The sequence below is a fragment of the Clostridium sp. CX1 genome, from assembly GCF_025398335.1.
In the GTDB taxonomy this organism is placed as follows: domain Bacteria; phylum Bacillota; class Clostridia; order Clostridiales; family Clostridiaceae; genus Clostridium_AM; species Clostridium_AM tanneri.
On sequence record NZ_JAODOO010000003.1, the window covers coordinates 64,070 to 76,394 of the forward strand.

15 protein-coding genes are annotated in these 12,325 nt (G+C 34.9%); all 15 read left to right on the forward strand.

Annotated features, from left to right (window positions below; genetic code table 11):
- The first annotated feature begins 2 nt into the window (after positions 1 to 2).
- The 15 genes from N4T77_RS03925 to N4T77_RS03995 all read left to right on the forward strand — a co-directional run bounded on the left by N4T77_RS03925 (position 3) and on the right by N4T77_RS03995 (position 12,324).
- Entirely contained in the window at positions 3 to 473 is a 471-nt protein-coding gene (locus N4T77_RS03925) for a glycine/sarcosine/betaine reductase component B subunit (RefSeq protein ID WP_261670441.1), read from the forward strand.
- A 3-nt stretch (positions 474 to 476) separates the two neighbouring features.
- Positions 477 to 1,484: a proline racemase gene (locus N4T77_RS03930; protein ID WP_261670442.1), complete on the forward strand. Its 1,008-nt coding sequence runs from the start codon at positions 477 to 479 to the stop codon at positions 1,482 to 1,484.
- Positions 1,485 to 1,581: 97 nt separating this feature from the next.
- Positions 1,582 to 2,466 (forward strand): sulfite exporter TauE/SafE family protein, encoded by an 885-nt coding sequence (locus N4T77_RS03935; protein ID WP_261670443.1) that lies wholly within the window; start codon positions 1,582 to 1,584, stop codon positions 2,464 to 2,466.
- A gap of 365 nt (positions 2,467 to 2,831) precedes the next feature.
- Positions 2,832 to 4,130, forward strand: a complete 1,299-nt coding sequence (gene prdC / locus N4T77_RS03940) for a proline reductase-associated electron transfer protein PrdC (RefSeq protein ID WP_261670444.1) — start codon at positions 2,832 to 2,834, stop codon at positions 4,128 to 4,130.
- 16 nt (positions 4,131 to 4,146) lie between these two features.
- Complete coding sequence (prdA, locus tag N4T77_RS03945) at positions 4,147 to 6,276, forward strand: D-proline reductase (dithiol) proprotein PrdA (RefSeq protein WP_261670445.1); 2,130 nt, start codon at positions 4,147 to 4,149, stop codon at positions 6,274 to 6,276.
- Positions 6,277 to 6,285: 9 nt separating this feature from the next.
- On the forward strand, positions 6,286 to 6,546 hold the full coding sequence (locus tag N4T77_RS03950; protein ID WP_261670446.1) for a CBO2463/CBO2479 domain-containing protein: 261 nt from the start codon (positions 6,286 to 6,288) through the stop codon (positions 6,544 to 6,546).
- Entirely contained in the window at positions 6,546 to 7,271 is a 726-nt protein-coding gene (prdB, locus tag N4T77_RS03955) for a D-proline reductase (dithiol) protein PrdB (RefSeq protein WP_261670447.1), read from the forward strand. The genes N4T77_RS03950 and prdB overlap by 1 nt, the downstream gene beginning before the upstream one ends.
- A gap of 160 nt (positions 7,272 to 7,431) precedes the next feature.
- The gene (prdD, locus tag N4T77_RS03960; protein ID WP_261670448.1) at positions 7,432 to 8,193 is read left to right on the forward strand and encodes a proline reductase cluster protein PrdD; all 762 of its coding nucleotides are present in this window, start codon (positions 7,432 to 7,434) and stop codon (positions 8,191 to 8,193) included.
- Between the two features lie 23 nt (positions 8,194 to 8,216).
- Complete coding sequence (locus N4T77_RS03965; protein WP_261670449.1) at positions 8,217 to 8,687, forward strand: glycine/sarcosine/betaine reductase component B subunit; 471 nt, start codon at positions 8,217 to 8,219, stop codon at positions 8,685 to 8,687.
- Positions 8,688 to 8,690: 3 nt separating this feature from the next.
- On the forward strand, positions 8,691 to 9,698 hold the full coding sequence (locus N4T77_RS03970) for a proline racemase (protein WP_261670450.1): 1,008 nt from the start codon (positions 8,691 to 8,693) through the stop codon (positions 9,696 to 9,698).
- A gap of 110 nt (positions 9,699 to 9,808) precedes the next feature.
- Positions 9,809 to 10,684, forward strand: a complete 876-nt coding sequence (locus N4T77_RS03975; RefSeq protein ID WP_261670451.1) for an anion permease — start codon at positions 9,809 to 9,811, stop codon at positions 10,682 to 10,684.
- Between the two features lie 155 nt (positions 10,685 to 10,839).
- Positions 10,840 to 10,974: a hypothetical protein gene (locus N4T77_RS03980; protein WP_261670452.1), complete on the forward strand. Its 135-nt coding sequence runs from the start codon at positions 10,840 to 10,842 to the stop codon at positions 10,972 to 10,974.
- A 133-nt stretch (positions 10,975 to 11,107) separates the two neighbouring features.
- The gene (locus tag N4T77_RS03985) at positions 11,108 to 11,242 is read left to right on the forward strand and encodes a hypothetical protein (RefSeq protein WP_261670453.1); all 135 of its coding nucleotides are present in this window, start codon (positions 11,108 to 11,110) and stop codon (positions 11,240 to 11,242) included.
- Positions 11,243 to 11,413: 171 nt separating this feature from the next.
- A complete protein-coding gene (locus tag N4T77_RS03990; RefSeq protein WP_261670454.1) occupies positions 11,414 to 12,025 on the forward strand; it encodes a DNA-3-methyladenine glycosylase in 612 nt (203 codons plus the stop codon).
- A 20-nt stretch (positions 12,026 to 12,045) separates the two neighbouring features.
- Positions 12,046 to 12,324, forward strand: a complete 279-nt coding sequence (locus N4T77_RS03995; RefSeq protein ID WP_261670455.1) for a GIY-YIG nuclease family protein — start codon at positions 12,046 to 12,048, stop codon at positions 12,322 to 12,324.
- Position 12,325 lies beyond the last annotated feature (1 nt).

Genomic DNA, 12,325 nt, shown 5'->3' on the forward strand with positions numbered 1-12,325 from the left:
ATATGGGAATTGGACCGTCTACAAAGGAAACTACCCTGCATCATTTTAGAGATCCTCTTCTTAATGTAGTATCTAATGATGGAGATGTAGACCTTCTAGGAATTATAGTATCAGGAACTCCTCAAGAAAATGAAGACAAAGTGTTTTCAGCCCAAAGAGCTGCAGCTTGGATAGAAGCTATGAGAGCTGATGGAGCAATAGTATCTATTGACGGTTGGGGAAATAGTAATATAGACTTTGCTACTGCCCTAGAGGAAATAGGAAAAAGGGGAATTCCAGTAGTAGGAATGAGCTTTGTTGGGACACAAGCACAATTTGTAGTTACTAACCAATATATGGACACTGTAGTTGACTTTAATAAGTCAATAGAGGGGATTGAAACCGAAGTTGTAGGAGAGAACAATGTTGTTGAGCTAGACGCTAAAAAAGCTTTAGCTTTCTTAAAGTTAAAAATGAGAAAAAGGGAGGACTAAAAAATGAAAAGTTCAAAAACAATATTTGCAATTGATTCACATACAATGGGAGAGCCAACAAGAATAGTAGTAGGAGGAGTTCCAAATATTCCAGGAAAAACTATGCCTGAGAAGAAGGCTTACTTAGAAGAAAACTTAGACTGGGTAAGAACAGCTATAATGCTTGAGCCAAGAGGACACAATGATATGTTCGGTTCAATAATAACTCAGCCAACTACAGATGAAGCTGACTTAGGAATAATATTCATGGACGGCGGCGGATACTTAAATATGTGCGGTCATGGTTCAATAGGAGCGTCGACTGTAGCAGTGGAAACAGGAATGGTACCAGTAACAGAGCCTGTAACAAACTTCACATTAGAAGCGCCAGCAGGACTTGTAAAAGCTAGTGTAAAGGTTGAGGATGGAAAGGCAAAGGAAGTTACTATAGTAAACGTACCAGCTTTCTTATATAAGAGAGATGTAGAAGTAGATGTACCTAACGTAGGAAAAGTAACAATGGATATATCCTTTGGAGGAAGCTTCTTTGCAATAGTTAAGGCAGAAAAGCTAGGAATAGATATATCACCGGCAAATGCTCAAAAGATAATAGAAATAGGAATGGATGTTATAAAGGCTGTAAATGAGCAAGTTGAAATACAACATCCAACACTTCCACATATAAAGACAGTAGACTTATGTGAGATTTATGGACCAGCTAAGAGCGAAGATGCAACAATGCAAAACGCAGTTGTATTTGGTCAAGGACAATTAGACAGATCACCATGTGGAACAGGAACAAGTGCAAAATTGGCTACTTTATATGCAAAAGGCGAATTAAAGATGAACGAAGAATTTGTATATGAAAGCATAATACAAACAAAATTCAAAGGAAGAGTAATTGGAGAAACTAAAGTCGGAGATTTTGATGCAGTAATTCCTGAAATAACAGGAGCAGCATATATAACAGGACATAATCAATTCTTTATAGACCCTGAAGACCCAGTTAAATATGGTTTTGTATTAAAATAAAAAAATAATTTTCAGAAAATTATTGAAACTTTGTAATGCTTTATATTAAAATAGAATAAAATAGTAGTATAAACTACTTATTGGATGGAGGGAGCTTATGGTAATTAAAATTGTATTAGGATTGCTCGTGGTAATGACAGTGTATTTTGCAATAATATTCTTTTCTGATTATGCTAAAGCATCAAAACAGGGAAATATTGAAAAAACAAGTTTCTTTGCATTAGGTGCAGTTGGATTTGTAACAAATTTCTTGGATACCCTTGGTATAGGTAGCTTTGCACCTACAACAGCTTTACTTAAGTTTTTTAAGCTAACAAAAGACAGAACTATACCAGGAACCTTGAATGTAGCTTGTACAATCCCGGTAGTTGTTGAGGCGTTAATATTTATAACAGTAATAAAAGTTGAAACTGTAACTCTATTTGCAATGTTAGCAGCTGCTACATTAGGAGCATTTATAGGTGCAGGTATTGTTTCAAAGCTTGATGAAAAGAAGGTACAAGTTGGAATGGGAGTAGCTTTACTAATAGTAGCATTGACAATGCTTGCTAGTCAGTTAAAGCTAATGCCTATAGGAGGAGAAGCTATAGGACTTACAGGTGGAAAACTTATAATTGCAGTAATAGGAAACTTCATTCTAGGAGCTCTTATGACACTTGGTATAGGGCTATATGCTCCATGTATGGCACTTGTATTTGCACTAGGTATGAGTCCTAAGGTAGCATTCCCTATAATGATGGGATCTTGTGCATTCCTAATGCCTGTAGCATCAGCTAAGTTTGTTAAAGAAGGTGCTTATGATAGAAAGGCATCCCTTGCTATAACATTATTTGGGGTTGTAGGGGTTCTTATAGCGGCATATATTGTAAAAGAGCTTCCTCTAAAAGTTTTAACTTGGTTAGTAATAGTGGTTATTATATATACTTCAGGAATGATGTTTAAATCAGCTAGTAAACCAAAAGAAGTAGAAGCGCAAATGTAATTTTTAACATAAACAGTCAATAATAGAGAAATTTTCTCCATTATTGACTGTTTTTTTTATTGAAAAATTATATATTTTAATTAAATTTAAAATATATAATTAATAGTGTCAAGTTTTTGACTCAAGTCGTACTGCAACACACTATAAAGTCGTTGTATGTAATTAAAAAAACGACAATGTGTCAGTTATTAGACGTTATATGTCAAAAAATATTACAAAAAATATGAATACTTTCAGGTCTATATAAAAAAACTATACTCGACAAGCCTTGTATTTGCATATTTTATAAAGTTTTTTTAAATACTATACTTATTGGCATGGAAGTTGCTAATATAATTTATGTAAATAAGAATAGGAGGGATGGTATGGAAAATTTATATAAGTTTCCTCTTAAAATGCATGTAGGAGCACCAGATGTTCCTGTTGTTAAAGAAGGCGAAGAAGTAAAAAGAGGACAATGCATAGCAGAACCAAATGGTTTAGGAGCAAAAATCCATACTAGTGTATCAGGAAAAGTTTATAAAATCACAGAAGGCGAAATTTTCATAGAAGCGGATAAGAATCAATCCGATGAGTATGTGAAGATTAAGGAATGTGACAGTATAGCTGATATTGCTTATGAAGCTGGAATAGTTGGTGCTGGTGGTGCTGGATTTCCAACTCATATTAAATTAAAAACACAGATTCCAGATGGATACATAATTGCAAATTGTGTTGAATGTGAACCTGTACTTAGACATAATGCAAAGTTACTAGAAGAAAATCCTGGTATAGTGATTAGGGGAATAGAATATGCTATGAAAGCAACTGGAGCTCCAAAAGCTTACATAGGAATAAAAGGAAAAAATAGAAAAGCAGCAGATTCAGTTAAGGCTGCGTTAAAAGGCAGAACTGATATTGAAGTTAGTGAAGTAAGAAATTTATATCCAATGGGAGAAGAAAGAGCTTTAATAAAAAGCATTTTCGGAGAGTGGCTTGAGCCTACACAATTACCTGTAGAAGCAAAGTGTGTAGTGTTAAACACAGAAACCCTTGCTAACATAACAAGAGCAGTAGAAGATGGAAAGCCAGTAATAGATAAGGATTTCACAGTAGCAGGAAAGCTAAATAGTGGAAAAGAGGCACATGTATTCTTCCAAGTTCCAGTGGGAACTACTATAAAGAGTCTTATAGAAAAGTCTGGTGGAATAGATGGAGAATATGGTGAACTTGTAGTAGGTGGACCATATACAGGAAAATCACAAGAGCTAGATACAGCTATAGTTACTAAAGCATCTGGTGGAGGAATAGTTACTATACCACTTCCAGAGTTTAAAGGAAAAATGGGTCTTCTTGTTTGTGCTTGTGCTGCTGATGAGCACAGATTAAGAGATGTAGCAAACAAGATGGGATCAGAAGTAGTTTCTGTAGTTAAGTGTAAAAATATAGTAGATGTAAAAGGCGCAATGAAATGTAAAACACCAGGAGAGTGACCGGGCCAAACAGCTGCAGTTCTGCAGTTAAAGAAAGAAGGAGCAGAAAGAATAATGATAGCTAATTGTAGCGATTGTTCAAATACAGTTATGAATTGTGCTCCAAAGGCTGGTTTACCTGTATATCATCATACAGACCATGTGTTTAGAACAGTGGATAATCCATTAACTAGAAGATTACATCAGGAATAAAAGGAGGTTACTTAACATGTCAATGAGTGCTGAACATGCAGAACAGCTTAAAAATGAATTTGCTGTTGTGTGTTGTAGAACAGAAGCAGGAACAATAATTTCTGCAGATAACTTAGAGGATCCAGCTATATTCCCAGATATGGAGGATTCAGGACTATTAACTATACCATCAGATTGTTTAAAAATAGGTGAGGTTTTAGGTGCAAAACTAGTTAAGACAATAGACTCACTTACACCTTTAACTGGAGATTTATTAGAAGGCGTTAAAGGTCCATCTGCTAAAGATAAAGAAGAGGAAGAAGCTTTACAAGCTGAATTGACTCAAGAAAATCATAAAGCAGTTTTAAAATATAACAAAAAAGCAGGAGAAACTATAAGTGCTGAGGACCTAGAAAATCCGATGAACTTCGAAAAACTTGAAGACTCTTTATTAATAGATTTACATGAAGCAGTTTTAACAAGAGAAGAGGTTATTGGAAGAGCATTAAGAGTAGATGCACCAGCATTAACTCCTGTAACACCTGATATGTTAGAAGGATATGAGGAGGAAGTAATCATGGCAGAAACACCAAAAGCAATAACAAGTGTATCCGGCAGCGTTCTTAAAATTAAGATAGCTGAAGGAAAAGGTATCGATATTGAAGTACCTCTAAATATAGCAGGAGCTGTAGCTGCACCAGTTGTACCACAAGCTCCATTAGCAGTAAAAGCTCAACAAGCTGCTAAGACTGTTGAAGCAATAGTAGAGGCACCAGCTGCTGTAGTAGCAAAAGTTGAAGATAAAGTTGTAAGAACACTTACAAGAAAATACTTCAAAATTGAAAATGTACAATTTGGACCAGAAACAAAGATAGAAGGAACAACTCTTTATATAAGAGAAAATGTTTGTGATGATGCTGTAAAAGCTAGTCATTTAGTTAAATCAATAAAGGTTGATATAATAACTCCAGATAAGTACAACACTTATAGTGAAACAATAATGGACGTTCAACCAATAGCAACAAAAGAAGCAGATTCAAAACTTGGTAGTGGTGCAACTAGAGTACTTGATGGTGTAATAGTTATGGTAACTGGTACTGATGAAGATGGAGTTCAAATAGGTGAGTTCGGTTCATCAGAAGGTATATTAGAAGAGAATATCCAGTTTGGAAGACCAGGAGCTCCAGATAAAGGAGAAATATTCATAAAAACTGAGGTAATAATCGCAGCTGGAACAAACATGGAAAGACCAGGTCCACTTGCTGCTCATACTGCAACAGATATGATAACTCAAGAAATAAGAGAAGCTTTAAAGAAAGTTGATGAGTCTTTAGTTGCAAGAACAGAAACATTCGAGCAAAAGAGAAGAAAAGGAAAGAAAAAAGTTGTAGTTGTTAAAGAAATAATGGGTCAAGGTGCTATGCACGACAACTTAATTCTTCCTGTTGAGCCAGTTGGAGTATTAGGTGGAAAACCAAACGTTGACTTAGGAAACGTTCCTGTAGTTTTATCACCACTTGAAGTATTAGATGGAGGTATCCACGCATTAACTTGTATAGGACCTGCATCAAAAGAGTGTTCAAGACACTACTGGAGAGAGCCATTAGTAATAGAGGCTATGAATGATCCAGAAGTAGATTTCTGCGGAGTTGTATTTGTAGGAAGTCCTCAAATCAACAGCGAAAAATTCTACGTATCAGAAAGAATGGGTATGCTTGTAGAAACTATGGATGTTGACGGAGCTGTTGTTACAACAGAAGGTTTCGGAAACAACCACATAGACTTTGCTAGCCACATTGAGCAAATCGGTATGAGAGGAATTCCATGCGTTGGTATGTCATTCTGTGCAGTTCAAGGTGCTCTAGTTGTTGGTAACCCATACATGAAGTATATGGTTGATAACAACAAGTCAGAAGCTGGTATAGAAAATGAGGTTCTATCTTGCAACACATTATGTCCAGAAGATGCTATAAGAGCATTATCAATGCTAAAATCAGCTATGGCTGGAGAAGAAGTTAAGGCTTCAGAAAGAAAATGGAATCCAAATGTTAAGGAAAGCAATATTGAATTAATAGAAAAAGCTACTGGAAATAAAATTAACTTAGTAGAAAACGAAAATGTTGTTCCAATGAGCCAAAAGAGACTAGAAAAGTACTCAACAAAGTAGGCGGCAGTTATGGATTTAAAATATGGCGATAAGATTATCGAAATGCAAGGCGTAATCGTTGAGGTTCAAGATGGTGCTGTAGCATTAGACTTAAAAGGAAGATTAGGTTATTTAAAGATTCCTATGAGAATGCTTATAACTGACTATCCTTTAAAAGTAGGTCAAGAGGTTGGTTTTAAGATGAGCTTTATTGAAGTTTTATCAGAAGAAATCAATGATAAATATGTTAGTAATTTAGAAATAAGAAACAGAAAGGAAGGAAAACTATAATGGATTTAACAGCTGTTAAAGGATTACAATCAGAAATATTTGTACCTATAACTCCTCCACCAGTATGGACTCCTGTAACAAAAGATATAAAAGATATGAAAGTAGCATTAGCTACAGCAGCAGGAGTACACTTAAAATCAGATAAGAGATTTAACTTAGCAGGAGATTTCACTTATAGAACAATACCAGGAGATGCTCCATCATCAGAGCTTATGGTATCACACGGTGGATATGATAACGGAGACGTTAACAAAGACGTTAACTGCATGTTCCCAATAGATAGATTAAGAGAACTTGCAGCAGAAGGCTTTATAAAAGAAGTTGCAGAAACTCATATAGGATTTATGGGCGGCGGCGGAAACCAAGAGAAGTTCAAAAACGAAACTGGTCCAGCTATCGCTAAGATTCTAAAAGAAGAAGGGGTAGATGCAGTATTAGTAACTGCTGGATGAGGAACTTGCCACCGCTCTGCAGTATTGGTGCAGAGAGCAATTGAAGAGGCAGGTATACCTACTATAGTTATAGCAGCGTTACCTCCAGTAGTTAAACAAACAGGTACTCCAAGAGCAGTTGCTCCAAGAGTTCCAATGGGTGCTAATGCAGGTGCACCAAATGATCCAGAAATGCAAACTGCAATAGTAAAAGATTCCCTAACAGAACTTGTAAAGATAACTACAGCTGGAACAATAGTTCCATTACCATATGAATATATAGCAAAAGTTTAGTCTATAAACTTACTATAATTTATAAAATAACTTACGTCAGTTAAGCTTTGCCTTAACTGGCGTTTAGTTAAACCATTGCAAGTTAAAAATTACACAATTTAGTTAACATTAGTAAGTAAATTGTTATAAATAAGCAAAATAATAATAGTGTGGTGATGAAATGGAAAATGAAATAGTAATGAGAAGACTTGTTATAAAAACTTTCCACATAAAAAAAGTAGAATTTGCCACAAAGACTTATATAGAAAATGGTGTGCTATATATAAGACAAAATATACATCAGGACTTAGGATTTAATCAAGAACTTATAAAGGATATTAAGATAAATGTTATTACACCTAATAATCATAATATCTTTGTAAATTCAATAATGGATTTTTCTCCTATAGCTACTAAGGTTTTAGGAAGAATGGGAGAAGGTATAACCCATGTTCTTACAGGAGTAAATGTTATGCTCACTGGAGTAGATGAAGATGGAGTACAGGTTGCAGAATTTGGTTCATCCGAAGGAATACTAAAAGAGCAAGTTGTATTTGATAGAGCTGGAACTCCAGCAAAGAATGACATTTTAATACATGTAGATGTAACACTAAAGTCTGGAAAAGGTACCAGCAGACCTGGTCCTATGGCAGCTCACGAAATTTCTGACAGGATAATTCAAGAAATTAGAGACTATCTTAAAAAAGTAAATGGAAGACTATGCGACGAAAAGTATGAATATTTCGATAAGGTTAAACCAGGAAAGAAAAAAGTAGTAATCTTAAAACAGGTTGCAGGTCAAGGAGCTATGTATGATACAGGATTGTTTGGAAGAGAACCAGGTGGATTCTCAGGCTGTAGATCTATTATAGATATGGGAAATGTACCTATGATAGTAAGTCCAAACGAGTATAGAGATGGAGCATTAAGAGCTATGCACTAAGCTATGAATCAGAGGTGATTAATGTGGGAATTGGGCCGTCTACAAAGGAAACTACCCTGCATCATTTTAGAGATCCTCTTCTTAATGTGGTATCTAATGATGGGGATGTAGACCTTTTAGGAATTATAGTATCAGGAACTCCTCAAGAAAATGAAGACAAGGTGTTTTCAGCTCAAAGGGCTGCAGCTTGGATAGAAGCTATGAGAGCTGATGGAGCAATAGTATCTATTGATGGCTGGGGAAATAGTAATATAGACTTTGCTACTGCCCTAGAGGAAATAGGAAAAAGAGGAATTCCAGTAGTAGGAATGAGCTTTGTTGGGACACAAGCACAATTTGTTGTTACCAACCAATATATGGACACCATAGTTGATTTTAACAAGTCGATAGAGGGAATTGAGACTGAGGTTGTAGGAGAAAATAACGTAGTGGAACTAGATGCTAAAAAAGCTTTAGCTTTCTTAAAATTAAAAATGAGAAAAAGGGAGGACTAAAAAATGAAAAGTTCAAAAACAATATTTGCAATTGATTCACATACAATGGGAGAGCCAACAAGAATAGTAGTGGGAGGAGTTCCAAATATTCCAGGAAAAACTATGCCTGAGAAGAAGGCTTACTTGGAAGAAAACTTAGACTGGGTAAGAACAGCTATAATGCTTGAGCCAAGAGGACACAATGATATGTTCGGTTCAATAATAACTCAACCAACTACAGATGAAGCTGACTTAGGAATAATATTCATGGACGGCGGCGGATACTTAAATATGTGTGGTCATGGTTCAATAGGAGCAGCGACTGTAGCAGTGGAAACAGGAATGGTACCAGTAACAGAGCCTGTAACAAATCTTACATTAGAAGCACCAGCAGGACTTGTAAAAGCTAGTGTAAAGGTTGAAGATGGAAAGGCAAAGGAAGTTTCCATAATAAACGTACCAGCTTTCTTATATAAGAGAGATGTAGAAGTAGATGTACCTAACGTAGGAAAAGTAACAATGGATATATCCTTTGGAGGAAGCTTCTTTGCAATAGTTAAGGCAGAAAAGCTAGGAATAGATATATCACCGGCAAATGCTCAAAAGATAATAGAACTAGGAATGGACGTTATAAAGGCTGTAAATGAGCAAGTTGAAATACAACATCCAACACTTCCACATATAAAGACAGTAGACTTATGTGAGATTTATGGACCAGCTAAGAGCGAAGATGCAACAATGCAAAACGCAGTTGTATTTGGTCAAGGACAATTAGACAGATCACCATGTGGAACAGGAACAAGTGCTAAAATAGCTACTTTATACGCAAAAGGCGAATTAAAGATGAACGAAGACTTTATATATGAAAGTATAATACAAACAAAATTCAAAGGAAGAGTACTTGAAGAAACTAAAGTTGGAGATTTTGATGCAATAATTCCTGAAATAACAGGAGCAGCATATATAACAGGACACAATCAATTCTTTATAGATCCTGAAGATCCTGTTAAACATGGATTTATACTAAAGTAATTACCTTAAACTGGCCTATTGATTACAGTTTAATATCATGATATATTATTAACAAAGATTTAATAAAAAATTAAAAAAATTTAAACAAAAGGCAAAAGGGAGGATATACAATGGTAAAGATAGTATTTGGATTACTTCTACTTTTAGTAGCATACTTTGCATTTGTATTTTTTACGGATTATGCAAAGGCCGCAAAAGAAGGAAGACTAGAAAAGTCAAACTTTTTAGCACTTGGCGCAGTAGGATTTGTTACAAATTTCCTTGATACTCTAGGAATAGGAAGCTTTGCTCCAACAACAGCTTTGTTAAAGTTTTTTAAGCTTTCAGAGGATAGAACAATACCAGGAACTCTTAATGCTTCCTGTACTATACCAGTTGCGATTGAAGCACTTATATTTATAACAGTTATAAAGGTTGATCCAGTAACATTGTTCTCAATGCTTGCGGCAGCAACAGTAGGTGCTGTAGTGGGAGCTGGAATTGTATCTAAACTTGATGAGAAGAAAATACAGCTTGGAATGGGAGTAGCATTACTTGTAGTAGCTCTTGTAATGCTTGCACAACAATTAAACTTAATGCCTCCAGGTGGAGATGCTATAGGACTTACAGGTGGAAAACTTGTAATAGCAGTAGTTGCTAACTTTATCCTAGGAGCGCTTATGACACTAGGAATAGGACTATATGCTCCATGTATGGCACTTGTATTCGCACTTGGAATGAGCCCTAAAATTGCGTTCCCTATAATGATGGGTTCTTGTGCATTCTTAATGCCAGCAGCATCAGCTAAGTTCGTTAAAGAAGGAGCTTATGATAGAAAAGCTTCTATGGCAATAACTATATTTGGTACTATAGGAGTTTTCATAGCTGCATATATAGTTAAAGAACTACCTTTAAATGTATTAAAGTGGTTAGTAATAGTAGTTATCATCTATACTTCAACAATGATGTTTAAGTCAGCTAACAAAGCTAAACAGGCTGCAGCATAATAAATAAAAAAGATACCTCTGTAATTTAAAATTGCAGGGGTATCTTTTTTATTAAAATTTAACCTATTTAACTATAACGTACTATAGTTGGTCTTATGTGGACAGAATAAAAGCCCTTTCAGTGGAAAAACTAATTTTAGAAAGGGGAGTTGAAAATGACTGATAGAATACATCATAAAGCAAGTAATAGAGAAAATAAAAGAAATGATATGAATAGACCTTCAGGAAATAAAAAGAATACTAAGAATCCTCCAAAATTTGAGAACTTTGATGGAAAACCAATATACTAAAGGAAGTGAGAATATGAGTACTGGAAAGAAATCAGATATAAATGCTCAAGGTGTAAATATAGGTTCAAAACGAACACAAAGTAGCAACAGTCAGCAAAAAGATGAAAAAAGACAAAGAAAGGGGTAAGCTATAGTGAATAAACAAGAAGGAATGGATATACAGCATGCTTTTAAAACTAAAAACAATAAGCCTGGCTCAAAGGCTGTAGGACCACAAGAAGCTAAAGCTATAAGAACGGGAAAACAAATAGTGAAATCCCATGACTAGTTTATAACTATAAATAGAAATTATCTATTTATAGATTTAAAATATAAGAATAAAATCCACATTAAGTGTGGGTTTTATTTTTATACAAAGTTTTGCTAATCAGTGTAAACAAATAACTTTTTAATAATGATATAATTTAGATAAATGTTTAACAGTAAGGAGATATAGCTAATGAAAAAGTTGGATAGAGACTTCTACAACAGAGATACAGAGATTGTAGCAAAAGAACTTCTAGGAAAAATATTAGTTCACGAATTTAATGGACAGAGGATTTCTGGTAAAGTTGTTGAAACAGAAGCTTATTTGGGAGTCACCGACAAAGCAGCTCACTCTTATGGAGGGAGGAAAACACCTAGGGTTGAGGTCATGTATGGGAAACCAGGAGTTTCTTATGTTTTTATAATATATGGTATGTATTATTGTTTTAATGTGGTTACTAGAGAAGAGGGAACTCCTCAAGCAGTTTTAGTAAGAGGTTTAGAACCATTAGAGGGTATCGAGCTAATGGCGGAAAATAGGTTTAAAAAATCTTATGATGAGCTTACTAAAACCCAGATAAAAAACTTAACTAATGGTCCAGGAAAGCTATGCAACGCCCTATTAATAAATAAGGAGCAAAATGGAGAGGATTTATGTGGCAGCAGGTTGTATATAGAAGAGGGAGAAAAAGAAGATTTCAGTATAGTAACTTCAAAACGTATTGGAATAGATTATGCAGAGGAAGCAAAGGATTTTCCTTTAAGATTTTATGTACAAGATAATAAATATGTATCAGTAAAGTAATTCTATTAGGGGATGGGAAGATGAATTATGTCTATATTTTAAAGTGCAGTGATGGAACACTATATACAGGATATACAAAGGATTTAGAGAAAAGGTTAAAGGTACATAATGCTGGAAGAGGGGCTAGATATACAAGGGCTAGATTACCTGTTGAATTAGTGTATTATGAGGAATATGAAACAAAGTGTGAGGCTATGAGAAGAGAATATGCTATAAAACAGTTAACAAGGAAAGAAAAAATTCAACTAATTTGCAAGAATTTTTCACAAGTGGATAACAAAATACATATTATACAGTAAA